Here is a 25,177-nt window from a genome sequence, read left to right as displayed (position 1 = left end):
AAACAAGGATTGATTGGCGGATGAGTTTGAATTGAATCAAGACTGGCGCGGCCCCCTGATACGTCGCTTGTTGCTGCTGGTCGGTGTCTGCCTGCTGCTCGGGCTGATCACCGGCGAATACGCCTGGACCTTACTCCTCGGCCTGGCCGGCTACCTCGGCTGGCACTTGCAACAACTGCTGCGTCTGCACAAATGGCTGCGCACCCGCCAGGGTGACGAAGCGCCGCCCGATGGCTACGGCCTGTGGGGCGAAGTATTCGACAGCATCTACCACCTGCAGCGCCGCGACCAGAAAGTCCGCGGCCGCCTGCAGGCCGTGATCGACCGCGTGCAGGAGTCCACCGCCGCGCTGAAAGATGCGGTGATCATGCTCGACCGCGACGGCAACCTGGAGTGGTGGAACATCGCCGCCGAGAAACTCCTGGGGCTGAAAACCCCGCAGGACAGCGGCCAGCAGATCACCAACCTGGTGCGCGACCCGCGCTTTATCGAATATTTCGAGAACCATAATTACAACGAGCCGCTGGAGCTGCCCTCACCGATCAGCGACCGCCTGCGCCTGCAATTTCATATCACCCAGTACGGCAACCGTGAGCACCTGATGCTGGTGCGCGACATCACCCGCCTGTATCAGCTGGAACAGATGCGCAAGGACTTCGTCGCCAACGTCTCCCACGAGCTGCGCACCCCGCTGACGGTGATCGCCGGCTACCTGGAAACCCTGCTGGATAACGTCGAGGACGTTAATCCACGCTGGCTGCGTGCTCTGCAGCAAATGCAGCAGCAAGGCGGACGCATGCAGAACCTGCTGAATGACCTGCTTTTGCTAGCCAAGCTGGAGGCCACCGACTACCCCTCGGACAACCAACCGGTGGCCGTCGATCTGCTGCTGCTGAGCATCAAGAACGATGCCCAGGCGCTGTCTGGCGAGCGTCATCACCGCATCAGCCTGGAAGCCGATCCGCATCTCAAGCTCAAGGGCAGCGAAACCGAGCTGCGCAGCGCCTTCTCCAATCTGGTGTTCAATGCGGTGAAATACACCCCGGACGAAGGCGAGATTCATGTGCGCTGGTGGGGCGATGAGCAGGGCGCGCACCTCAGCGTGCAGGACAGCGGCCTAGGCATTGAGGCCAAACATCTGCCGCGCCTGACCGAGCGCTTCTACCGGGTCGACTCCAGCCGCGCCAGCAACACCGGCGGCACCGGCCTGGGCCTGGCCATCGTCAAACACGTGCTGCTGCGCCACCGCGCGCGGCTGGACATCGTCAGCAAACTGGGCAAGGGCAGTACCTTCACCTGCCACTTCCCCGCGCTGCAGGTAGTACGGCGCGGCCAGTAACCGCGCTCTACTTGCAAAGCCGGCTATCAGCCCCCACCCTTTAGCGGTCATTCACTACCCGAACCCTTTATGGACCCCTCCACGAGTTACGTCGCCAGCAACTATTTCGCCGATTTCGGCCTCGTTTTATTCGCTCTGTTTCTAGTGCTGCTCAACGGCTTTTTCGTTGCCGCCGAGTTCGCCATCGTCAAACTGCGCGCCACCAAGGTCGATGCCCTGGCGGAAAAAAATGGCTGGCGCGGGCATATCCTGCGCACCGTACACAACCAGCTCGACGCCTACCTGTCGGCCTGTCAACTGGGTATCACCCTAGCTTCGCTCGGCCTCGGCTGGGTCGGCGAACCGGCCTTTGCCCACCTGCTCGAACCGCTGCTGGCGGCTATCGGCATCGAATCGCCGAAGCTGATACACGGCATCGCCTTCTTTACCGCCTTCGCGATCATTTCCTACCTGCATATCGTGGTCGGCGAGCTGGCACCCAAGTCCTGGGCCATCCGCAAACCCGAGCTGCTGTCGCTGTGGACGGCCGCGCCGCTGTACCTGTTCTACTGGGCCATGTACCCGGCGATTTTTCTGCTTAACGCCAGTGCCAACGCCATTCTGCGCGTGGCTGGCCAGGGCGAACCGGGGCCGCACCATGAGCACCACTACAGCCGCGACGAACTCAAACTGATCCTGCATTCCAGCCGCGCCAGCGACCCCAGCGATCAGGACATGCGCGTGCTGGCCTCGGCCGTGGAGCTGGGCGAACTGGAAGTGGTCGACTGGGCCAACTCCCGCGAGGACCTGGTGTCCCTGCCGCTGGCGGCGGCGCTGGATGAAGTGTTCAGCGTGTTCCGCCGGCACAAGTACAGCCGCTACCCGATCTACGACGACACCAGTGGTGAGTATGTCGGCGTACTGCATATCAAGGACCTGCTGCTGCACCTCTCCTTGCTGGAGATGCTGCCCTCGGCGCTGAAACTGGCCGAGCTGATGCACCCGATTGAGCGCGTCGGTCGGCATATGCCGCTGTCCAGCCTGCTGGAACAGTTCCGCATCGGCGGCTCGCACTTCGCCCTGGTCGAAGAGGCCGACGGCAAGGTGATCGGCTACCTGACCATGGAAGACGTGCTGGAAGCCCTGGTCGGCGATATTCAGGACGAACACCGCAAGGCCGAACGCGGCATCCTCGCCTATCAGCCAGGCAAGCTGCTGGTACGCGGCGACACGCCATTGGCCAAGGTCGAGCGCCTGCTCGGCGTCGACCTCGACCATGTCGAGGCGGAAACCCTCGCCGGGCTGATCTACGAAACCCTCAAGCGCATGCCCGAGGAAGAGGAAGTGCTGGAAGTCGACGGCCTACGCATCATCGTCAAGAAGATGAAAGGCCCGAAGATCGTGCTGGCCAAGGTGCTGAAGCTCGATTGAGTATCCTCGCCGCCTTGTAGGATGGGTTGAGCGGAGCGATACCCATCATTTCGGAGCGATGGGTATCGCAAGCTCAACCCATCCTACGGCTTGGTTACTCGCCGCCAACGGCGAAGTTAGGCAGGCTGTTGACCGGCTGGGCGAAGTTGAAGGGGATCGATTCCAGCGCCAGGCCGACATTGCGTTGCACCACAAAGTGCAGGTGTGGGCCGGTGCTGTTGCCGGTATTGCCAGAGCGTGCAAGCAGGCTGCCAGCGCGCACACGACTGCCTTCGCTGACCGCCACCGAGCCCTTCATCAAGTGCAGGTAGACGCCCATGGTGCCGTCGTCATGCAGGATGCGCACATAGTTGCCCGCCGGGTTGTTGCCGCGGCCACTCTGCTGATTCTCGGTTTTCACCACAATGCCGCTGCGGGCCGCGACAATCGGCGTGCCTTCGGGCATGGCGATATCCATCGCGTAACGACCTTTCGGGGTGAAGTGGCTGTACTTACCGTTGGCGCCCTGGGTCAGGCGGAACGGGCCGCCGCGCCACGGCAGCGGGTAGCTCTTCTGCGTCGGCAGCAGGCGCGGATCGCCCATGGCATAACGCAGCTTGGGGGTGTAACGCATGGGTTTGCTGGCATCGCGCGGGGCCAGGGTGGCCAGACGGATATTGCTGCGCGGCGGCAGCACCCAGCTGATCGGTTTGTTCGGCACACCCGTGACGTTGTCAGTGCCTTCCAGGCGCAGTTCGATCTGCACCGGGGCGTGCAGGTCGTTGCGTACCAACAGGGTTTCACCGGCTTCGTGCTTCTTGGTTTCCAGCTTTACCTGGTTGTCCAGGCGCTCAACCATGCGGTCGCGAAACACGAACACCTGCGCACCGGGCGCGGCCTGGTCGGTATAGGTGACCACGCCGTTGGCATCGGTGTACTTATAAATAGTCAACGCCGCTGCCTGGCCGGCAAGGGTCAACAAACTGCAGAGAAGTATCAAACGCCCTAGCATAACGACTCGGATCTTATGATGTGCTGTGTCCGGACCATTGAGATTAGCAGCGCTACCGCCACCGTGCGAGGCACCAAGGGTCAGGCTGTGAACCGGCTCACCGCCACCGGTCGGTATAAGCCGCCAGTTTTCCCGGATGGCGTCCAGACTTCGCCTGCGTGCAACACATTGCGGGGAGGTTGGCGCTAAGCGCAGCGGCACCCTACGCGCCAGGGCTGAAGTGCTTCTGCGCAGTCCCCCGGGCGATTAGACGGGAGATGTAGTCGAGCTTCTGCGGGTCGCGGTCGACGAATCTGAAGGTCAGTTGCAGCCACTCGCTGTCGGGCTTTGGCTCGAACGCCGCGACGGCATGCAGATAGCCGTTGAGCCGTGCGGTTTCCGCCGCCTCGCCCTGTTCCAGATCGAGCACCGCGCTTTCCAGCACCTGCGGCAGTACCTCGGTGCGTTTGACCACCAGCAGCGCTTCCTTGAGGCTCAGCGCCTTGATCACGCAGGACATGGTGGCGCCGCCAGGCAACCGCAACTGGCCTTGCCCGCGACCGCTAGGCGCGCTGGCGGCAGGGGCTTTGGCGGCAGGTTTACCGGCAAAGGCCGCCGCAGCCTGCACGGCCGGCCCTGCTGCGGGTTTGACTACATCGGCCTTGCCGCCGGTCAAGGCGGACAGCGAATCGTTGGCGAAGGCGCCGCTGCTGAGCATTTTTGGCGGTGCGCTGGACATCAGCGCCTGCAATTTGCCGGCACGGCTGAGGGCCTTTTTCACCTTAGTGATCAGTTGCTCGTTGGAAAAGGGCTTGCCGATAAAGTCGGAAACGCCGGCCTGGATCGCCTGCACCACGTTCTCTTTGTCACCGCGGCTGGTGACCATGATAAACGGCACGATCTTCAGGGCTTCTTGTTCGCGGCACCAGGTGAGCAGTTCCAGGCCAGACATTTCCGGCATTTCCCAGTCACAGAGAATCAGGTCAACCGGCTGGCGCGTCAGCATCTGCAGGGCTTTGCGCCCGTTGACGGCTTCCTCGATCTGGATGCCTGGAAAGTGGTCGCGCAAACCCTTCTTCACCAAATCGCGGATAAAGGTTGCGTCGTCCACTACCAGCACGCTGACTTTGCTCATCGGCCACTCCTGTTCTGATGGCCTTAAGCATAGTCACGGCTACTGGCCAAAGGCCAACCGAAATGCACCATATGTCGCGATCAGGTGCATCTTGGCCATGCAGGGTCGCACGGGCAGCGCGTCAACGCCGCCCGCAACAGCCGACTCAGTTGCCCTTGTTGGTGCCCTGCACTTCTTCCTGCATACGGGTCAGGCCGATGTGTTTGACGTCGGTGCCGCGTACCAGGTAGATCACCAGTTCAGCAATATTGCGCGCGTGATCGCCGATGCGCTCCAGCGAACGCAGAGCCCAGATGATGTTGAGCACGCGCGAGATCGAGCGCGGGTCTTCCATCATAAAGGTCACCAGCTCACGCAGTGCGGTCTTGTATTCGCGGTCGACGGTCTTGTCGTACTGCGCCACCGACAGCGCCAGGTCGGCGTCGAAACGGGCGAAAGCGTCCAGCGCCTCCTGCACCATCCGGCGTACCTGATCACCGATATGCCGCACTTCCACATAACCGCGCGGCGCTTCGCCTTCTTCGCACAGCAGGATCGCGCGCTTAGCGATCTTGGTGGCTTCGTCGCCGATGCGCTCGAGGTCGATTACCGACTTGGAGATGCTGATGATCAAACGCAGGTCGGAGGCCGCCGGCTGACGACGAGCAAGAATGCGCACGCACTCTTCGTCGATATTGCGTTCCATCTGGTTGATCTGGTCATCGATCTCGCGCACTTGCTGAGCCAGACCGGAGTCGGCATCGATCAGTGCGGTCACCGCGTCGTTGACCTGCTTCTCGACCAGGCCGCCCATCGCCAGCAGGTGGCTGCGCACCTCCTCCAGCTCGACGTTGAATTGCTGGGAGATATGCTGGGTAAGGTTTTCTTTGTTGATCATATGCAAACCCTTGGTTTAACCGGATACGTGTCGACAGCGAATGGGATTTTCCAGAACGTGTCGGGCAAGGCGGCGAAGCGCAGACAATACGATTTGTACGGCAAGCTTCGCCAACGCCGCCCGGCGCGTTATGGCGTGGCCATCAACCGTAACGACCGGTGATGTAGTCCTCAGTCTGTTTCTTGTCCGGGTTGGTGAACAGCGTATCGGTATCACCGAACTCGATCAGTTTGCCCATGTACATAAACGCCGTGTAATCCGAGACCCGCGCCGCCTGCTGCATATTGTGGGTAACGATGACGATGGTGTACTTGGATTTCAGTTCGTAGATCAGCTCTTCGACTTTCAGCGTGGAGATCGGGTCGAGCGCCGAGCAGGGTTCGTCGAGCAGCAGCACTTCTGGCTGTACCGCCACGGTACGGGCGATCACCAGACGCTGTTGCTGACCACCGGAGAGGCCGAGTGCCGAGTCGTGCAGACGGTCTTTGACCTCATCCCACAGCGCCGCGCTTTTCAGTGCCCATTCCACGGCTTCATCGAGCACGCGCTTCTGGTTGATGCCCTGGATGCGCAGGCCGTACACCACGTTCTCGTAGATGCTCTTGGGGAACGGGTTGGGCTTCTGGAACACCATGCCGACGCGACGACGCAGCTCGGCGACATCCTCGCCTTTGCGGTAGATGTTGGTGCCGTCGAGGTTGATTTCGCCTTCTACGCGGCAACCGTCGACCAGATCATTCATCCGGTTGAAGGTGCGCAGCAGGGTCGACTTGCCGCAACCAGACGGGCCGATAAAGGCCGTTACGCGCTGGTTGGGAATGCTCATCTTGACGTCGAACAGCGCCTGCTTCTCGCCGTAGTACAGGTTCAGACCCGGCACGTCGATGGCCACGCGCTCGTTGGCCATGCTCAGGCCCTGGCGGTCGCGGCCGAGGGCCGCCATGTCGATACCGTGTGTATGTGCTTCGTGCTGCATGGGATGCTCCCTACGCTAACAAATTCGTTAAGCCGCCGCGGCCAGCAGGCCGCGGCGCAATGATTAGTGATCCAGCGCCTTGTACTTCTCGCGCAGGTGGTTGCGGATATAGACCGCCGCCATATTCAGCACCACGATGACCAGCACCAGCAGCAGCGCAGTGGCATATACCAGCGGCCGCGCGGCCTCGACGTTGGGGCTCTGGAAGCCGACGTCGTAGATGTGGAAGCCCAGGTGCATGATCTTCTGATCAAGATGCAGATACGGGTAGTTGCCATCCACCGGCAGACTCGGCGCCAGCTTGACCACGCCCACCAGCATCAGCGGCGCCACTTCACCAGCGGCGCGGGCCACGGCGAGAATCAGGCCGGTCATCATCGCCGGGCTGGCCATTGGCAGCACCACGCGCCAGAGGGTTTCCACCTTGGTCGCGCCGAGGGCCAGAGAGCCTTCACGCACGGCGCGGGGAATCCGTGCCAGACCTTCTTCGGTGGCCACGATCACCACCGGCAGGGTAAGGATCGCCAGGGTCAGCGAGGCCCAGAGCAGGCCCGGCGTACCGAAGGTCGGCGCCGGCGCAGCTTCCGGGAAGAACATGCGGTCGAGCGAGCCACCCAGCACATAGACGAAGAAGCCCAGGCCGAATACCCCGTAAACGATGGCCGGGACGCCCGCCAGGTTGTTTACCGCGATGCGGATCACCCGGGTCAGCGGGCCCTGCTTGGCGTATTCGCGCAGGTAGATGGCTGCGACCACGCCGAACGGGGTAACGATCACGGCCATGATCAGGGTCATCATCACGGTGCCGAAAATCGCCGGGAAAATACCGCCTTCGGTGTTGGCTTCACGCGGGTCGTCGCTGACGAACTCCCACAGCTTGGCGAAGTAGAAGCCGAGCTTGTCACCCATGCCCATGGCATTCGGCTGGAAGGCCCGTACCACCTTGCCCAGGCTGATGGTCACTTCGCGGCCATCGGCGGTCTTCAGCGTGGCGCTGTCGCGGTTGAACGCCTGGTTGAGGGCGATCAGCTCGGTCTCCAGCACCTTGTACTCGGCATCCCACTGCGCGCGCTCGGCGTCCAGCTCGGCCTGGGCGACTTCGTCCAGTTTGCCCTGCAGCTCCAGCTTGCGGGTTTTCAAACGAATGCGCTCAAGCCCGGCGTTGATCCGGCCGATGTCCTTCTTCTCCAGGCGCACCAGTTGCTTGTGCAGCTGCTCGACACGCTCGATGCGTTCCAGCAGCACCGGCCAGCTGGCATCGCCCTCGGCAACCAGTTCACCGGCTTCCTTGACGTTAACCAGGTAGCCGTAGAAGTTGCCCCACTCGCGACGCTCCAACGCCGTGAGGTTTTCCGGGGTGCGCAGGTCGCTCAGCCATTCGCCGACCACCCAGGTGAAGTCCGCGCCATACACGTCGCGGTTACCCACCTTGAACAGCTCGCGGGTCATAAACTCGCCGCCGTTGACGTCCACCGGCAAGCCGGAAGCCGCCAGACGGGCACGCGGCACTTCTTCGATCTGGGTGATCTCGCCGGCCATCACGCGGGCGGACTGGCCAGGGATCTGGTAGTGGGCCTCAACGATATCCGCCGGCCAGAAGTGGCCGAGGCCGCGCACGGCGATCACCATCATCAGACCCAGGGTCATGATCACCGCGATCGACACCGCGCCGGCATTCATCCAGATCCACGGGGTACCGCTCTTGAACCAGGTTTTCAGGTTGTTCTGTTTCACGGACATATACCTTCCCAAGCCTTAGAGCGAGGCGTACTTGACGCGCAGACGCTGGCGCACCAGCTCCGCCAGGGTGTTCATGACAAAGGTGAAGCCGAGCAGCACCAGCGCCGAGAGGAACAGCACGCGGTAGTGGGTACCACCGACTTCCGATTCGGGCATTTCCACCGCCACGTTGGCGGCCAGGGTGCGCAAGCCTTCGAAGATGTTCATGTCCATAATCGCGGTGTTGCCGGTAGCCATCAGCACGATCATGGTTTCGCCAACGGCGCGACCCATGCCGATCATCACCGCCGAGAAGATGCCTGGGCTGGCGGTAAGAATCACCACGCGGGTCAGGGTCTGCCACGGCGTAGCACCGAGGGCCAGGGAACCGAAGGTCAGGCTCTTCGGCACGCTGAACACGGCGTCTTCGGCAATCGAGTAGATGGTCGGGATCACCGCAAAGCCCATGGCCAGGCCGACCACCAGGGCGTTGCGCTGGTCGAACGGAATGCCCAGATCATTGCTCAGCCACATGCGCATATTGCCGTCGAACAGCCAGTTCTCGACATGGCCGCTCATGGCCAGCGACACATAGCCGACCAGCAGAATCACCGGGATCAGCAGCGCCGACTCCCAGCCGTCCGGCACGCTCAGGCGGATCGACTCTGGCAGGCGGCTCCACAGGTAACCGGCCAGCAGAATGCCGATTGGGGTAAACAGCAGCAGGCTGAAGATGCCCGGCAGGTGACCTTCCACATAAGGCGCGAGGAACAGGCCGGCGAAGAAGCCGAGGATCACCGTTGGCAGCGCTTCCATCAGCTCAATCACCGGCTTGACCTTGCGGCGCAGCGCCGGGGCCATAAAGTAGGCGGTGTAGAGGGCGGCAGCGATAGCCAGCGGCGCAGCCAGAAGCATGGCGTAGAACGCCGCTTTCAGGGTACCGAAGGCCAGCGGCGCGAGGCTCAGTTTGGGTTCGTTGTCAGTGCTGGCAGAGGTGGACTGCCAGACGTGGCCCGGCGCGTCATAGTTCTCGTACCAGACCTTGCCCCACAGCGAACTCCAGGAAATTTCCGGGTGCGGGTTGTCGACCAGGAAACGCTGCAGCTGGCCGTCGCTCTCCACCAGCACGCGGTTGGCGCGCGGCGACAGAGCAGCCAGGGCCTGGCCTTCAGCAACAGGTTCAACCAGCAGGGTGCGGTGCGCAGTGCTGTGGAAGATACCCAGGTTGCCCTTGGCATCCATGGCGAAGAAGCCCTTGCGGCGCTCTTCCGGGAGAATTTGCACAATTGGGCTATCAGCCAGCTGGAAGCTGCGGATCGAGGTCAGCGAGGCCTTGCCGTCTTCCTGACGCACCATAAACCACTGGCTAATGCCGCCGCTGGTGTCGCCGATCATCAGCGAGATACCACCGAGCAGCGAGGTGGCGTTGCTGACTTCCAGCTTGCCGTCTTCCAGCAGCTTGTAGCGACCATTCAGGCTTTTGCTGCGCATATCAAAGACATCGGCAGTCGCACGGCCATTGACCACATACAGCCACAGGTGGCGCGGGTCGATAATCAGCGCCTTGATCGGCTCGGCGATCTGCGGCAGAACGATACGCTCTTCGCTAAGGCTCACCTCGCCGGTCATCATGTTCTCTTCGCGGCCCAGGCTCACCACATGCAGCTCGGTGCCGGTGGAGCCCGCCAGCATCAGCGTGCCGCGGTTCAGACTAAGGCCGACGTGGTCAAGCTCACGGCCTTGGGCATCGAGCTCAATCGGCGCATCGCCGAAGGGGTAGTCGATGCTTGGCGCGATGGTCTTTACATCATTCGGGTAGGTGATCTTGTAGACATGCTGGAACACCAGCACCTGGCCGTTGGACAGCCCCAGGGCAACGCGGTTGCTACCCGGCTCATCTGTGCCAACTGCAACAATCCGTGCATTGGCCGGAATCGGCAGCTGCACGCTGCTCAGCGGCTGCATCTTCTTCGCATCGAAGAACTGCACCTTACCGCTCTGATCCAGGCGCATGCCCATCTGGTTCTGTTCTTCCAGGGTCAGCAGCAGCGGCGCGGCGGCTTCATTCAGCCAGGCAACCTGCACCGGTTTGCGGCTGTCCATGCTGGCGCCCTGGAACATCGGCATAACCACATAAGCCAGATAGAAGAAGATCAGAGTGATGGCGCCGAGTACGGCCATACCACCGACGGATACCGCCCAGCGGGCGAAACGATCTTTCAGCGCGCGGATACGCCGCTTGCGCTGCAGGGCCGGGGTGTTGAAGTCCAGCCCGAGGGATTTCGATGTGGCGGTCATGGTTTCACTAGCCAAGTCATTCATAGGGAAGAGCGTCTCTGCGCAGCCATGAGCGCGCCATAGTGATTTCTGTCGCTATACGAGGCGCTAACTCTAGCCGCCCTATGTGACAGAAAAGTTACAGCGCTTTGACAAAGCAACGCCCACCTGTCGTAAACGGAGGCGGGCGTGCGACTTACTTAGGCGTCCTTGCCTGTACCAGGATTACTCCAGGCCCAGTTCCTTCAGGGTTTTCGCAGCCACTTTGCTTGGCAGCGGGATGTAGCCGTCTTTCACGACAACTTCCTGGCCTTGCTTGGACAGCACCAGCTTGACGAACTCGGCGTCCAGCGGGCTCAGCGGCTTGTTCGGCGCCTTGTTGACGTAAACGTAGAAGAAGCGAGCCAGCGGGAACTTGCCAGCCAGAGCGTTTTCTTCGTTGGCGTCAAAAGCTTCGCCGCCTTTCTTCGACAGAGGCACAGTCTTCACGCTGGAAGTCTTGTAGCCGATACCCGAGTAACCGATGGCGTTGATGGTGCTGGAGATCGACTGCACCACGGAAGCCGAACCTGGCTGCTCGTTGACGTTAGCCTTGTAGTCGCCTTTGCACAGGGCTTCTTCTTTGAAGTAACCGTAAGTGCCGGATACCGAGTTACGACCGAACAGCTGGATCGGCTTGGCAGCCCACTCGCCGGTCATGCCCAGGTCACCCCAGGTTTTGATATCGGTAGCGCCACCGCACAGGCGGGTGCTGGAGAAGATCGCGTCAACCTGAGCCATGTCCAGGCTCTTGATTGGGTTGTCTTTGTGCACGAATACCGCCAGGGCGTCGATGGCCACCGGTACGGCAGTCGGCTTGTAGCCGTATTTCTCTTCGAACGCCTGGATCTCGGCATCCTTCATTGGGCGGCTCATTGGGCCCATGCTGGCGGTGCCTTCAGTCAGAGCGGGCGGCGCAGTGCTCGAGCCGGCGGCCTGGATCTGGATGTTGACGTTCGGGTATTCCTTTTTGAACTCTTCAGCCCACAGAGTCATCAGGTTGGCCAGGGAGTCGGAACCAACGCTGGACAGGTTGCCCGATACGCCGGAAGTTTTGGTGTAGCTCGGCAGAGCCGGATCGACAGCAGCAACCGCAGTGGCGGTAGCCACGCCAGCGGCGACAAAAGTCATGGCCGCCATCAAACGCTTAAGTTTCATGCCTTACTCCTAGCAGACTAGTGTTGGATTGAACGGGGCCAAGTATCTGTAGGCCGCATGACGACTGTATGTATGCAATGTGACAGTTAGATGAACGCTGCTGAAATTTTGCCGCAGTCGATGCACTGGCGTGCAAAGCCCAGGCGGCCAAGTGCCATGGTCGCCCTGCGACTGCCGAGTCGCTATACTCGCTGCGCCCGCACTCCCGCGGGCCTGCTGGGCCGACCCGCGATAGCCGCAGAGCCTGACTCGCCGCCACCGCGAAGCCCCGCACCGCGCCAATAACAACAACCGCGCCGCGAGCCTATCCGATGCACGATTTCGAACAGGAAGACCCCATCCCGCAAGGCGACCTGGCTTTGCAGATCACCGCGCTGCCGCGTGAAACCAACGGTTTTGGCGATATCTACGGCGGCTGGCTGGTATCGCAGATGGACCTGGCCGGCACCGCCATGGCCAGCAAAGTCGCCGGTGGCCGTGTAGCCACCGTGGCCATCGACCGCATGGCCTTTCTGGTGCCGGTAGCGGTAGGCGCGCAACTGTCCTTCTATACGCAAACCGTGGAAGTGGGCCGCAGCTCGATCCAGATGCTGGTTGAAGTGTGGAGCGACGATCCGCTGTCCAGCGAATGGCGCAAGGTCACCGAAGCGGTGTTCGTGTTTGTCGCCATCGACGGCAGCGGCCGCACCCGCCCGGTGCCGGCACGGCGGTAGGATGGGCGGCAGCCCATCAGTCGTGGTCCCATGACAATTGCGCTGATGGGTTAGCACCTGCGCGGCCCGACCCATCCTGCGAGCTGATGGCACCCTGGCACTTGGCCCGGAAAAATCCCGATACATTTGCCAAAGCGTATATTCAAATCTGTAACTTTTCCGTCATACCGGGCTTTTAGTTTCTGCGTTGTTCTCAACCCACTACGCAGGATATAGCCATGAAGAAAATAACCCTGAGCGCCATGCTGCTCGCCAGCCTGTTCGCAGGTTCCGTTGCTGCATCTGAATTCAACAAGCCGGGCTTCGTCACTGAAGTTGAAGACGGCCGTCTGTGGGTATTCCGTGAGGACTCACAAGAGCTGAAAGACTTCAAAGAGCATGGCGAACCGGCCAAGCAGTTCACCGAAATCGGTACCGGCCCGAACGGCATGACCGTCAAAGCCGCCGACGAGCAGTCACTCAAGGACTACCTGCAACTGCTGAAGAAGTAAGCTACAGCAACAAAAACGCCGGCTATTAGCCAATGCTGTTCAGTTAAGTGGGGTCGCTTTACGCCCTATAGAGCGGCGGGCTTTGAAATCTTCCTCGCTCTAAGTCTTTGGCAGTGGTTCAGGCCGTAGGATGGGTGCTAACCCATCAGCCAATTGATGGGTTAGCACCCATCCTACGGTGGTGAGCACAAAGAAATGCCGCTTCCCTGGCAAGGGCGAAGCGGCATTTTTCTTATGTGAACAGCATTACGGCTATGAGCCGGCGTTTTGCTGTGCGATAGAAATTAGCCGCGGATGTTGTAGATGTCCTTCTCGTTCAGCTCGGCGTACTCGTACAGACGCTGCAGATAAGCCTTCTGCTGCGCCCACACCTTGCTCGCTACCGGATCGGCTGCGGCGCTGGCGTCGACCACTTCGGCGGCCACTTCCTTAAGCTTGGCCAGCACTTCGTCCGGCAGACGGCGTACTTCCACGCCCTCGCCTTTGAGCTGCTCCAGAGCTTCCATGTTCTTCGCGTTGTAGTCGTCGAGCATGTCGCCGTTCACATCACGCGCGGCAGCGCGGACGATGGCCTGCAGATCGGCCGGCAGGGTTTCCCAGGCCTTGATGTTGACGTCCAGTTCGAAGGTCACGTTCGGCTCTTGCCAGCCCGGGGTGTAGTAGTACTTGGCGGCTTTGTGCAGGCCCAGGGCCTGGTCGTTGTATGGGCCGATCCACTCGGTGGCGTCGATGGCGCCAGTTTGCAGCGCGGTGAAGATTTCACCAGCCGGCATGTTGACCACGGTGCCGCCCATTTTGGTCAGCACTTCGCCGCCCAGGCCTGGGGTACGCATCTTCAGGCCCTTGAAGTCATCAACGCCGTTGATTTCCTTGTTGAACCAACCGGCGGTCTGCACGCCAGTCGCGCCGCAGGCCATCGGCAGTACGCCGAACGGTTTGTAGGTTTCTTCCCACAGCTGCATGCCGCCGCCTTTGTGCAGCCAGGCATTCATTTCCTGGGCGTTGGGGCCAAACGGCAGGGCGCAGAAGAACTGCGCGGCCGGCACTTTGCCCTTCCAGTAGTAAGGCGCACCGTGGCCCATTTCGGCGGTACCGCGGCTCACTGCATCGAATACTTCCAGCGCCGGCACCAGCTCGCCAGCGGCGTAGACCTTGACCTTCAAGCGGCCGTTACTCATTTCCTCAACCAGCTTGGCGAAGCGCTCGGCACCGACGCCTACGCCGGGGAAGTTCTTCGGCCAGGAGGTGACCATTTTCCAGTTGAAGGTTTGGCTGCTCGCGCCTTCTTGGGGCTTACCAGCGGTTTCAGCTTCTTGTTTGCAACCGGCCAGTGCCGTGGCTGCAAGGCCTACGCCTGCTGCTGCGAGAATTTGACGACGTTTCATGCAAAGCTCCTTTATTGTTGTAGTGGTCTGACCACAGGATCACTGCGGACCCACCGCGCCTGAGTAACATAGGGGTAAGTGACTCTCAAGCCTAGCGGATACGACTAAAGTTGTAGTGCCATTGCCGCACGCGTACAGGCCTGCCTAGAATCGCCGGCCTGCCTGCCCACAAAGCCCATAACCATAAGGACTCATAATGTCCGATAAACCTCCTCTGCTGCTCGGCCTTGCCCGTCTGATCGATTCATTCAACGCCCGTTTCGGCAAGGCCTGTGCCTGGCTGACCCTGTTTCTGGTGCTGGGCACTGCCATCGTGGTGGTCCTGCGTTACGGTTTCGGCATCGGCGCTACCGCCCTGCAGGAAGCTGTGCTGTACGCCCACGCACTGGTATTCATGGGCGCCGCCGCCTGGGTGTTGCAATGCAACGGCCATGTACGCGTCGACATCTTCTACCAGAAGTTCAGCGCCAAACGTAAAGCCCTGGTCGACAGCCTCGGCACCCTGCTATTTCTGCTGCCGGTGTGCCTGTTCCTCGGTTGGGCCAGCTGGGATTACGTCAGCAATTCCTGGTCGACCCTGGAAGGTTCCAGCGAGTCCGGCGGGCTGAAATTCGTCTACCTGCAGAAGAGCATCATCCTGGTGCTGGTGGTCAGCCTGGTATTACAAGGAATCTCCGACTTGATCAAATTCGCCAATATCCTCACCGGCCGCATGCCAGCCGTGGAGGTGAAGCATGGCTGAGTTGATGGCGATTCTGCTGTTTATCAGCATCTGCGCGGCCCTGATGGCCGGCTACCCGGTGGCCTTTACCCTGGGCGGTGTATCGCTGCTGTTTGCCGGCATTGGCATCCTCACCGGCACCTTCGATGGCGGCTACCTGAGCGCCCTGCCCAACCGCCTGTTTGGCATCATGAACAACCAGACCATGCTGGCGGTGCCGCTGTTCGTGTTTATGGGGGTGATGCTGGAGAAGTCCAGGGTTGCCGAAGACTTGCTGGAATCCATGTCGCGGCTGTTCGGCACCCTGCGCGGCGGCCTGGCGATTTCCGTGTGTGTGGTCGGCGCGCTGCTGGCAGCCTCCACCGGTATTGTCGGCGCCACCGTGGTGACCATGGGCCTGCTGGCTCTGCCAACCATGCTGCGCCGCGGTTATGACCCGGCGATTGCCACCGGCACCCTGGCCGCCACCGGCACCTTGGGGCAGATCATCCCGCCGTCCATTGTGCTGGTGCTGCTGGGCGACGTGATGTCCAGCGCCTACCAACAGGCGCAGCTGAAGATGGGCATCTTCTCGCCGAAGACCGTCTCGGTCGGTGACCTGTTCGTCGGTGCGCTGATCCCCGGCTTGATGCTGGTGGGCATGTACATCCTCTACATCATCGGCGTGGCGATCCTGCAACCGAAGAAGCTGCCGGCCCTGCCGCAGGAAGAGCTGGGCCCGATCGAGTGGGGCAAGCTGATCAACGCCCTGGTACCGCCGCTGCTGTTGATCGGCGCGGTACTCGGCTCGATCCTCGCCGGCTACGCCACCCCGACCGAAGCCGCTGCACTCGGCGCCCTCGGCGCGATGCTGCTGGCCTTCTACAAGGGCAAACTGAACTTCGGCCAACTGCGTCAAGTGGCCTACGGCACCACCGAAATCAGCGCCATGGTATTCCTCATCCTGATCGGCGCCTCGCTGTTCTCCCTGGTGTTCCGCGGCTTCGGCGGCGAAGCGATGATCGAGGACATCTTTGCCCAGTTGCCCGGCGGCGTGCTTGGCGCGTTCTTCCTGGTGATGGTGGTGATCTTCCTGCTCGGCTTTATCCTCGACTTTATCGAAATCACCTTCGTGGTGGTGCCGATTGTCGGCCCGGTATTGCTGGCCATGGGCTTGGACCCGGTGTGGCTGGGCGTGATGATCGCGCTGAACCTGCAGACCTCCTTCCTCACCCCGCCGTTTGGCTTTGCGCTGTTCTACCTGCGCGGCGTCACCCCGGCATCGGTGCCCACCAGCACCATCTATAAGGGTGTGCTGCCGTTTATCATGATCCAGATCCTGCTGCTGGTGATTGCCTACCAGTTCCCGGGGCTGATCACCTGGCTGCCGGAACAGGTCTACGGCAAGTAGGCCTGACTCCAGCCAAAAAACGCCCGTCACTGACGGGCGTTTTGCTTTCTGCGCGCAAGCTGGGCTCCAATAGCCTTCTTTATTCTTCCTTCTACGAGTACGCCGATGGCCAGATCCCATGTTGAACGCCTTGAACTGGACGAGCTGACCTGCTGGCGCGCGCGCTATGGCGCCTATGAACTACTGATCAGCCAGCAAGGCGCGCAAATCCTCAGCTACCAGGCGGATGATCAACCGCCGCTGATCTGGCTCAGCGAGCAAGCGGCCTACAAGCGCGGCCAGGGCGTGCGCGGCGGCGTGCCGGTGTGCTGGCCCTGGTTCGGCAGCCTGCAACGCAACCCGCCGGCAGTGCAGGCCATGCATCTACAGCCAGAAACTGCGCCTGCCCATGGCCTGGTACGCAACCTCGACTGGCAGCTGCAAGGCATCGACAGCCGCGATGACGGCATCCACCTGGAGTTCATCTACAACAGCGCCACCCAGCCCCTGACCGACTGGCCCCACGCCGCCGAACTGCGCTTATCCATTCGCCTGGATGAGCGCCTGCATATCCAGCTAAGCAGCCGCAACCTGGGCGACACGCCGCTGGCGATCAGCCAGGCGCTGCACAGCTATTTTGCCGTCAGCGATGTCCGCAAGGTTGCGGTCGAAGGCCTGCACGGCTGCCGCTATATCGAAACCCTGGAAGACTGGCAGCAACGCCAGCAGGACGGCCTGCTGCAGTTCAGCGGCGAGACCGACCGTATCTACCTCGATACCCCGGCGCAGCTGAGCATCCTCGACCGTGCCTGGCGGCGGCGCATCCAGCTGCACAGCAGTGGCTCGAATTCGGCCGTGCTGTGGAACCCCTGGACCGACAAGGCGCAACGCCTCTCACAATTCGCCGCCGACGCCTGGCCCGGCATGCTGTGTATCGAACACGCCAATGTGCTGGACGACATCCGCGTGCTGGCGGCGGGTGAGCAGCACCAGCTCGATGTGAGCCTCTGGGCTGAACCCAGCAGCGCTTAACCGACCAACGGTTCATCCCTTCCCCGCGCCGAGCCCATTCGGGCTCGGCCGCAGCGCAGCCGTCACAGATCAATCCGGCAAAACCTGCACTGCATCACACTAACTTGCAGCAACCAGACAACTTTTGTGACGTGCCACTAATTTGCTAGTAAGCAATTACTTACATATATAGAGCCATATCCCTACATAACTTTTCAGACCCGTCTTATTGTGACGAAATACTCACAATTTTTAGGAACTATCGTTCCAGTTATTAATCGTCGAATATCGCTCACTGTTACATATTTCACACTTTCAACGGTTGTCCGACACTCTTCATGGGGCTAGGATGCCCACCTCACTAGGACGTGCGCAACTTGTTGCACATTTAAGTGCGCAACTTCTTGCGCACCCACAGCGCGGCAAGATGGTATTCGGAAGCACACCTGCTTCTTCGAAGTTACCCGCAGCGATAATCGAGTCATGGAATGACCTATTCAAACAAACTCACTGCTCATTATTTAGAGCTGGCCAAACTTCCTATTAATGAAGGGAACTTTGCCGGTAATGACGTGCGTTATTCCAGCGAATACGAAGTTCTCGAAAATGAGCTGGGCAAGGCCACGGCGCTGCACGAAACGGCGGCGATTGACTGGCAAAAAGTCCGCGAAAACAGCGAGATACTGCTTAGCGGCCACTCCAAGGATTTGCGCGTCGCCGCCTGGCTGATCTGGGGGCTTTACCAGCGCGAATCCTTCCCCGGCCTGCAAGCCGGTTTCAGCCTGTTGCACTACCTGTGCCTCAATCACTGGGTCGAGCTGCACCCCCGCAAACCGCGCACCCGCGCCGCCGCCATCAGCTGGCTGATTCCACGCCTGGAGCAGGCGCTGGCCGAGCACGTACCGATTGGCGAGCAGCTGGCGCTGTTCCGCAGTCTGGCCGAACAACTGCGCGCCCTGGAAGCCTGCCTGGCCGAACATCTGGGTGAAGATGCGCCACTGCTGCTGCCGCTGTGCCGACGCCTGGATGAGCTGGTCAAGCGCGCCAGCCAGGGTCAGCCAGAGCCCGGCTCGGTCGGCGCGGCGATTGCCCAGGTCAAGCAGGCTGCCAGCCAGATGCTCACCCCCGGTGCGCCGGTGGAAAGCGAAAAGGAAGCGCACAAGAGCCTGCGTAGCCTGCAAGACCAGGCCCGCCCGCTCTGCGCTTATTGGCTCAAGCAGAAAGCCAGCGACCTGCGCGCCCTGCGCCTGGCGCGCACCCTGCTCTGGCTACCCATCGACAGCCTGCCGGAACGCAATGCCGAACAGATCACCGCGCTGCGCGGTCTGCCGGCGGACAAGCTGGCCAGCTATCAGGAGCGCTACCAAAACGGCCAATACGCCGATCTGCTGGTCGACCTGGAAGCCAGCATCGCCCGCGCGCCGTTCTGGCTCGACGGCCAGCATCTGGTCTGGCAGTGCCTGCATGAGCTGGACGCCGAGCAGGCGATGCGTGAAGTAGAAATCCAGCTCGCACTGTTTATGCAGCGCATGAGCGGCCTGGAAGAACTGCGCTTCCACGACGGCAGCGCCTTCGCCGATGCACAGACCCGCGCCTGGCTCAGCTCCCACGTGATGCCGCATGTGCAGGCCCCGGTCAGCGACAACACCCCCGTAGCCAACGACGGCAACGCACTGCCGGCCTGGGATATTGCCCTGCAGGAAACCCTGCCCAAGCTGCGCAAGGACGGCCTGAAATCCGCCGTGCAGCAACTCAAGCTTGGCCTGGCCAAGGCGCGCGGCGGCCGCGAACGCTTCTTCTGGCAGCTGACCCTGGCGCGCCTGTGCTACAGCGCAAAGAAATACGAACTGGCCAAAACCCAACTCGAATCGCTCGACCAGACGCTACAGGCCACCGGCCTCGGCGACTGGGAACCCGATCTCGCCCTGGACGTACTGCGCATGCTGCACAGCTGTTGTGAGCTGTTGCCGCAGAACCACGCGGTACGTGAAAGCAAGGAAGAGATCTACCGCAGGTTGTGCCACCTCGATCTTGAAGTGGTACTGGACTAGGCCCTCGGGCCATAACCGTAACGGAGAATGACCATGGCCAAAGAAGGCTCGGTAGCCCCCAAGGAACGCATCAACGTCACTTTCAAACCCGCCACCGGCGGTGCTCAGGAAGAGATCGAACTGCCACTGAAACTGATGGTTCTGGGTGACTTCACCCAACGCGCCGACGATCGCAAGATCGAAGACCGCAAGCCGATCAGCATCGACAAAAACAGCTTCGACGAAGTGCTGGCCAAGCAGGAACTCAACCTGACCTTCGCCGTGCCTAATCGCCTGCAAGACGACGCCGAAGGCGACGACATGGCGGTGCAGCTGCGCATCAACTCGATGAAGGACTTCAACCCGGCCAATGTGGTCGATCAGGTCCCTGAGCTGAAAAAACTAATGGAACTGCGCGACGCCCTGGTTGCTCTGAAAGGTCCACTGGGCAACGCCCCGGCCTTCCGCAAGGCAATCGAAAGCGTGCTGGCTGACGACGACTCGCGTGACCGCGTACTCGGCGAACTCGGCCTGGCTGCCCAAGGCAAGCTGGACTCCTGATTCAATTAACAAGGAAGCTAATTCATGAGCACTAGTGCAGCAGTAGAAAGCGGTCGCAGCGCCGCCGACCTCGGCATCCTCGACCGCATCATTGCCGAGACCAAACTGACTCCGGACGACGAGGCCTATGACATCGCCAAGCGTGGCGTGTCGGCCTTTATCGAAGAGTTGCTGAAGCCGCAGAACGAAAATGAGCCCGTGAAAAAGGCCATGGTCGATCGCATGATCGCGGAGATCGACGCCAAGCTCAGCCGGCAGATGGACGAAATCCTCCACAACGCTGAATTCCAGGCGCTGGAATCCTCCTGGCGCGGCCTCAAGCTGCTGGTGGATCGCACCAACTTCCGCGAAAACATCAAGCTGGAGATCATCAACGCCTCCAAGCAGGATCTGCTCGATGACTTCGAAGACAGCCCGGAAATCACCCAGTCCGGCCTGTACAAGCACATCTACACCGCCGAATACGGCCAGTTCGGTGGCCAGCCGGTCGGCGCGCTGATCGCCAACTACTTCTTCGACCCGAGCGCACCGGACGTCAAGACCCTGCAATACGTTGCCAGTGTCGCCAGCATGTCCCACGCGCCGTTTATCGCCGCTGCCGGTCCGAAATTCTTCGGCCTGGAAAGCTTCACCGGCCTGCCGGACCTGAAGGATCTGAAAGATCACTTCGAAGGCCCACAATTCGCCAAATGGCAGAGCTTCCGCGAGCAGGAAGATGCTCGCTATGTCGGCCTGACCGTACCGCGCTTCCTGCTGCGCAACCCGTACGATCCGGAAGACAACCCGGTGAAGACCTTCGTCTACAAAGAGAACGTCGCCAACAGCCACGAGCATTACCTGTGGGGCAACACCGCCTACACCTTTGCTTCCAAGCTGACCGACAGCTTCGCCAAGTTCCGCTGGTGCCCGAACATCATCGGCCCGCAGAGCGGTGGCGCGGTAGAAGACCTGCCGCTGCACCACTTCGAAAGCATGGGCGAAATCGAAACCAAGATCCCGACCGAAGTGCTGGTCTCCGACCGTCGTGAATACGAGCTGGCCGAAGAAGGCTTTATCGCCCTGACCATGCGCAAAGGCAGCGACAACGCCGCGTTCTTCTCCGCCAACTCGGCGCAGAAGCCAAAGTTCTTCGGCATCAGCGAAGAAGGCAAGACCGCTGAACTGAACTACAAGCTCGGCACCCAGCTGCCGTACATGTTCATCATCAACCGTCTGGCCCACTACCTGAAAGTGCTGCAGCGCGAGCAGATCGGCGCCTGGAAAGAGCGCACCGACCTGGAGCTGGAACTCAACAAGTGGATCCGCCAGTTCGTTGCCGACCAGGAAAACCCGAGCTCCGAAGTGCGTAGCCGCCGTCCGCTGCGCGCCGCTCAGGTGATCGTCAGTGATGTTGATGGTGAGCCGGGCTGGTACCGCGTCAGCCTCAACGTGCGCCCGCACTTCAAGTACATGGGTGCCGATTTCACCCTGTCGCTCGTCGGCAAGCTGGACAAGGAATAAGCATCCTTATGTCAGGTTACGGAAGCCTATTCGAACGCCTCGGCGGTGAAGCCAGCCAGCGCGCTGGCTGGAGCCGCGAGGTCGCCGCCATGGCGTCGGTGGCTACCCACCTGGCGAAAATGCTCAGCACCCGGGCGGGCAGCGTGCAAACGCTGCCCGACTACGGGTTGCCCGATCTCAACGATATGCGCCTGTCGCTGCACGATTCGCTGCAGCAGGCGCGTATCGCCATCGAACGCTTTATCGAAGCGTACGAACCGCGTTTAAGCGACGTGCGGGTGATTTCCCTGCCCCGCGACAACAACCCGCTAAGCCTGGCCTTTGCCATCGAAGGCCTGCTGGAAGTGGACGGCTTTAAACGCCAAGTCAGTTTCTCCGCGCGCCTGGATGGCAGCGGACAGGTCAAGGTCAATTAAGGAGAGCCCATGTCCGGTAAACCCGCAGCCCGCGTCAGCGACCCAACCGCCTGCCCGATTCCCGGCCACGGCACCAACCCGATTGTCGCCGGCTCCCCCGACGTGCTGTTCGACAGCCTGCCCGCCGCCCGCATGGGCGACCCCACCGGCTGCGGCAGCGCCCTGGCCAGCGCGGTCATTCCCACCGTGCTGATCAACAACAAGCCCGCCACCGTGCTCGGCACCGTGGGCAGCCATGGCAATCCGGTGATCGCCGGTTCCGGCACCGTGCTGATTGGCGGCTGAGCCGACACAGCCACAAGGACGAACTGCTGAATGTCTTTTAACCACTACTACCAGAGCGAACTCACCGCCCTGCGCCAACTCGGCAAGCGCTTTGCCGAGCGCAGCCCGGCGTTGGCGCCGTTTCTTGGGCAGAGCGGGCGCGACCCGGATGTCGAGCGACTGCTGGAAGGCTTCGCCTTTCTTACCGGTCGTCTGCGGCAGAAGCTCGATGACGAGCTACCGGAGCTGACTCACTCGCTGATGCATCTGCTGTGGCCGAACTATATGCGCCCGCTGCCGGCATTCAGCATGTTGCAGTTCGACCCGCTCAAGCGCCCGGGCGGTGCCTTGCTGGTGCCACGCCATACGCCGGTGGAATCCAAGCCGATCCAGGGCGTGACCTGCCGCTTTCGCACCGCCTTTGCCACCGAGGTGCTGCCACTGGCGCTGAATGGCCTGGACTACTCGGTAAAGGGTGACGGTGCGCTGCTCAGCCTGCGCCTGGCGATGAGTGCCGATGGTCATCTGGGCGATCTCGACCTCAAGCAGTTGCGCCTGCACCTGTCCGGCGAGCGTTATATCAGCCAGTTGCTGTACCTGAGCCTGTTGCGCCACCTCGGCGGCGTGCAGCTGGTGCTGCTGAATGCGGCTGGCAAGCCGCTGCAAGGGCCTGATGAGCGTCCATTGATACCGCTGCAGCTGCCGGCCAGCAGCGTTCAGCCGGTGGGTTTTGCCGAAGATCAGGCGCTGATTCCCTACCCGCTGAACACTTTCCGCGGGTACCGCTACCTGCAGGAATACTTCGCCTTCCAGGACAAGTTCCTGTTTGTCGACCTGCTCGGCCTGGATGTGCTCAAGCGCGTGCCCGAAGACGTGCTCAAGCAGGCGCGCGGCATCGAGCTGCGTTTCGATATCCACAAGGCCGGCGTGCAACGTATCCGCCCGACCCTGGATAACGTGCGCCTGTACTGCACGCCGGTGGTCAACCTGTTCGCCCATGACGCCATCCCGATTCGCCTGGACGGCAAACAGGACCAGTACCTGCTGCTGCCCTCGGAGCTCGACTCCGAGCATTGCGGGGTGTTTTCGGTGGATCGCGTCACCGGCTGGAAGCCCGGCGGCAAGGGTTACGAAGAATACGTGCCGTTTGAATCCTTCGAGCACGACGCCAGCTTCGATGTGCCGCTGGCCCGCCCGCACTACAGCGTGCGTCAGCAACCTTCGCTGCTCGGCGACGGCCTGGAAACCTACCTGAGTTTCGGCCTGCGCAACCTCGATCAGCACGAAACGCTGTCCATCGAACTGACCTGCACCAACCAGAACCTGCCACGGCAGCTGGGTCTCGGTGATATCTGCATGCCCTGCGAGGACACCCCGGAGTTCCTCACCTTCCGCAATATCAGCGCGGTTACGCCGAGCTACGCGCCGCCGCTGCACCGCGACTTCCTCTGGAAGCTGATCAGCAATATGTCGCTGAACTACCTGTCGCTGGCCAACGTCGACGCGCTCAAGGTGATCCTCGAAACCTACGACCTGCCGCGCTACTACGACCAGCACGCTGAGAAGGTCAGCAAGCGCCTGCTCGACGGCCTGAAAAGCATCAGCCACCAGCACGTCGACCGCCTGCATCGTGGCCTGCCGGTGCGCGGTGTACGCACGCAATTGACGATCAACCCCGAGGGTTATGTCGGCGAGGGTGACCTGTTCCTCTTCGCCAGCGTACTCAATGAATTTTTCGCCCTGTATGCCAGCTTGAACTCGTACCACGAGCTGCGCGTACAGAGCACACAGGGAGAGGTGTACCAATGGACGCCGCGCATGGGGCTACAGCCCCTGCTCTAAACCGGCTTAGCCGGGGCATCCGCGAGTACAGCCTGTTTCAGGGTGTGCAGCTGGTGCTGGAACGCTTGCACGCCGCCCATCCTGAACTGGATGAGGAGGCGCTGTATCAGCGACTGGAACTGCAGGCCAACCCGAGCATGGGGTTCCCCGGTAGCGATATTGATCGCGTGCAATTCTTCGAAGAGCACGGCGAACTGCGTGCACGCCTGCGCATCAACCTGGTCAGCCTGTTCGGTGCCGGCTCGCCGCTGCCGGCGTTCTATGGCGAGCAGGCGCTGGGCGACAGCGAAGATGGCAACCCGACCCGGGACTTCCTCGACCTGTTCAACAACCGCCTGCAGCGTCTGCTGCTGCCCACCTGGCAGAAATACCGCTACCACACACGCTTCCAGAGCGGCGCGGTCGACCCGTTCTCCGCGCACCTGTTTGCCCTGATCGGCCTGGGCGGCGAAACCATTCGCAGCGCCTCCGAGCTGAACTGGAAACGCCTGCTGCCCTACCTCGGCCTGCTCAGCCTGCGCGCCCACTCGGCGGCGCTGATCGAGTCGGTGCTGCGCTACTACTTCAAGCACGCCGACCTGCATATCGAGCAGTGCCTGGAGCGTCAGGTGGAAATCCTCGGCGAGCAGCGCAACCGCCTCGGTCTGGCCAACAGCCAGCTGGGTGAAAGCCTGGTGCTCGGCGAGTTCGTGCGTGACCGCGGCGGCAAGTTCCGCATCCATGTACGCCAGCTGAACTGGGATCGCTTCCACGAATTTCTGCCCATCGGCAGCGGCTATCAACCGCTCTGCGCGCTGGTGCGCTTCACCCTGCGCGACCCGCTGGATTACGACATCCGCCTGGAACTGCGCCAGGACGAAATACGCGAATTGCGCCTCGGCGCGGACAACCCCTGCCTGCTGGGCTGGACCACCTGGCTGGGGCGTGAAAACGCAGACGGCCTGGTCACCCTCGGCAGCAAAGCTCATTAAGGA

The 25,177-nt window shown here is 61.4% G+C and carries 22 protein-coding genes; 14 read left to right on the top strand and 8 right to left on the bottom strand.

Annotated elements, in window-relative coordinates:
* The first annotated feature begins 31 nt into the window (after window positions 1-31).
* On the top strand, window positions 32-1,339 hold the full coding sequence (gene phoR, locus P3C18_RS01885) for a phosphate regulon sensor histidine kinase PhoR (protein WP_275960191.1): 1,308 nt from the start codon (window positions 32-34) through the stop codon (window positions 1,337-1,339).
* A gap of 69 nt (window positions 1,340-1,408) precedes the next feature.
* Window positions 1,409-2,749 carry a hemolysin family protein gene (locus P3C18_RS01880; protein WP_275960190.1) on the top strand — a complete coding sequence of 447 codons (1,341 nt, stop codon included), beginning with the start codon at window positions 1,409-1,411 and terminating at the stop codon, window positions 2,747-2,749.
* Between the two features lie 94 nt (window positions 2,750-2,843).
* Here P3C18_RS01880 and P3C18_RS01875 read toward each other — a convergent pair whose 3' ends face one another.
* The 7 genes from P3C18_RS01875 to P3C18_RS01845 form a co-directional block, all read right to left on the bottom strand.
* Entirely contained in the window at window positions 2,844-3,740 is an 897-nt protein-coding gene (locus P3C18_RS01875) for a peptidoglycan DD-metalloendopeptidase family protein (RefSeq protein ID WP_275960189.1), read from the bottom strand.
* Window positions 3,741-3,942: 202 nt separating this feature from the next.
* Window positions 3,943-4,854: a response regulator gene (locus P3C18_RS01870; RefSeq protein WP_275960188.1), complete on the bottom strand. Its 912-nt coding sequence runs from the start codon at window positions 4,852-4,854 to the stop codon at window positions 3,943-3,945.
* Window positions 4,855-4,999: 145 nt separating this feature from the next.
* A complete protein-coding gene (gene phoU / locus P3C18_RS01865; RefSeq protein ID WP_090379653.1) occupies window positions 5,000-5,731 on the bottom strand; it encodes a phosphate signaling complex protein PhoU in 732 nt (243 codons plus the stop codon).
* 142 nt (window positions 5,732-5,873) lie between these two features.
* Window positions 5,874-6,707 carry a phosphate ABC transporter ATP-binding protein PstB gene (gene pstB, locus P3C18_RS01860; protein WP_275960187.1) on the bottom strand — a complete coding sequence of 278 codons (834 nt, stop codon included), beginning with the start codon at window positions 6,705-6,707 and terminating at the stop codon, window positions 5,874-5,876.
* A gap of 63 nt (window positions 6,708-6,770) precedes the next feature.
* Window positions 6,771-8,447 carry a phosphate ABC transporter permease PstA gene (gene pstA / locus P3C18_RS01855; protein WP_275960186.1) on the bottom strand — a complete coding sequence of 559 codons (1,677 nt, stop codon included), beginning with the start codon at window positions 8,445-8,447 and terminating at the stop codon, window positions 6,771-6,773.
* 15 nt (window positions 8,448-8,462) lie between these two features.
* Window positions 8,463-10,748, bottom strand: coding sequence for an ABC transporter permease subunit (locus P3C18_RS01850; RefSeq protein WP_275960185.1), 2,286 nt, complete (start codon window positions 10,746-10,748; stop codon window positions 8,463-8,465).
* Window positions 10,749-10,928: 180 nt separating this feature from the next.
* Window positions 10,929-11,900, bottom strand: a complete 972-nt coding sequence (locus tag P3C18_RS01845) for a phosphate ABC transporter substrate-binding protein PstS family protein (RefSeq protein ID WP_160013773.1) — start codon at window positions 11,898-11,900, stop codon at window positions 10,929-10,931.
* A gap of 311 nt (window positions 11,901-12,211) precedes the next feature.
* On the opposite strand from P3C18_RS01845, the gene P3C18_RS01840 reads away from it, so the two are divergent.
* Both P3C18_RS01840 and P3C18_RS01835 read left to right on the top strand, forming a co-directional pair.
* A complete protein-coding gene (locus tag P3C18_RS01840) occupies window positions 12,212-12,613 on the top strand; it encodes an acyl-CoA thioesterase (RefSeq protein ID WP_160342913.1) in 402 nt (133 codons plus the stop codon).
* Window positions 12,614-12,831: 218 nt separating this feature from the next.
* Window positions 12,832-13,104, top strand: coding sequence for a hypothetical protein (locus P3C18_RS01835; protein ID WP_275960184.1), 273 nt, complete (start codon window positions 12,832-12,834; stop codon window positions 13,102-13,104).
* A 284-nt stretch (window positions 13,105-13,388) separates the two neighbouring features.
* Here the strand turns inward: P3C18_RS01835 and P3C18_RS01830 are convergent, their stop codons facing one another.
* Entirely contained in the window at window positions 13,389-14,489 is a 1,101-nt protein-coding gene (locus P3C18_RS01830) for a TRAP transporter substrate-binding protein (RefSeq protein WP_275960183.1), read from the bottom strand.
* Between the two features lie 196 nt (window positions 14,490-14,685).
* On the opposite strand from P3C18_RS01830, the gene P3C18_RS01825 reads away from it, so the two are divergent.
* The 10 genes from P3C18_RS01825 to tssG all read left to right on the top strand — a co-directional run bounded on the left by P3C18_RS01825 (window position 14,686) and on the right by tssG (window position 25,174).
* Window positions 14,686-15,231 (top strand): TRAP transporter small permease subunit, encoded by a 546-nt coding sequence (locus P3C18_RS01825; protein WP_275960182.1) that lies wholly within the window; start codon window positions 14,686-14,688, stop codon window positions 15,229-15,231.
* The gene (locus tag P3C18_RS01820; RefSeq protein WP_275960181.1) at window positions 15,224-16,600 is read left to right on the top strand and encodes a TRAP transporter large permease subunit; all 1,377 of its coding nucleotides are present in this window, start codon (window positions 15,224-15,226) and stop codon (window positions 16,598-16,600) included. Before P3C18_RS01825 ends, P3C18_RS01820 begins: the two co-directional genes overlap by 8 nt.
* Before the next feature lie 105 nt (window positions 16,601-16,705).
* Entirely contained in the window at window positions 16,706-17,611 is a 906-nt protein-coding gene (locus P3C18_RS01815; protein WP_275960180.1) for a D-hexose-6-phosphate mutarotase, read from the top strand.
* A 467-nt stretch (window positions 17,612-18,078) separates the two neighbouring features.
* On the top strand, window positions 18,079-19,641 hold the full coding sequence (tssA, locus tag P3C18_RS01810; protein WP_275960179.1) for a type VI secretion system protein TssA: 1,563 nt from the start codon (window positions 18,079-18,081) through the stop codon (window positions 19,639-19,641).
* 33 nt (window positions 19,642-19,674) lie between these two features.
* Window positions 19,675-20,181 (top strand): type VI secretion system contractile sheath small subunit, encoded by a 507-nt coding sequence (gene tssB / locus P3C18_RS01805; protein WP_090379617.1) that lies wholly within the window; start codon window positions 19,675-19,677, stop codon window positions 20,179-20,181.
* Between the two features lie 24 nt (window positions 20,182-20,205).
* A complete protein-coding gene (gene tssC / locus P3C18_RS01800; protein WP_108489172.1) occupies window positions 20,206-21,681 on the top strand; it encodes a type VI secretion system contractile sheath large subunit in 1,476 nt (491 codons plus the stop codon).
* Window positions 21,682-21,689: 8 nt separating this feature from the next.
* Complete coding sequence (gene tssE / locus P3C18_RS01795) at window positions 21,690-22,097, top strand: type VI secretion system baseplate subunit TssE (protein ID WP_269379562.1); 408 nt, start codon at window positions 21,690-21,692, stop codon at window positions 22,095-22,097.
* 9 nt (window positions 22,098-22,106) lie between these two features.
* Window positions 22,107-22,382, top strand: coding sequence for a PAAR domain-containing protein (locus P3C18_RS01790; protein WP_275960178.1), 276 nt, complete (start codon window positions 22,107-22,109; stop codon window positions 22,380-22,382).
* A gap of 30 nt (window positions 22,383-22,412) precedes the next feature.
* Entirely contained in the window at window positions 22,413-24,203 is a 1,791-nt protein-coding gene (tssF, locus tag P3C18_RS01785; RefSeq protein WP_275960177.1) for a type VI secretion system baseplate subunit TssF, read from the top strand.
* Complete coding sequence (gene tssG / locus P3C18_RS01780; RefSeq protein WP_275960176.1) at window positions 24,167-25,174, top strand: type VI secretion system baseplate subunit TssG; 1,008 nt, start codon at window positions 24,167-24,169, stop codon at window positions 25,172-25,174. The genes tssF and tssG overlap by 37 nt, the downstream gene beginning before the upstream one ends.
* The last annotated feature ends 3 nt before the right edge of the window (window positions 25,175-25,177 follow it).

It is taken from the genome of Pseudomonas sp. 1928-m (assembly GCF_029269135.1).
Classification (GTDB): domain Bacteria; phylum Pseudomonadota; class Gammaproteobacteria; order Pseudomonadales; family Pseudomonadaceae; genus Aquipseudomonas.
This window is presented reverse-complemented; position numbering and strand designations above follow the sequence as displayed.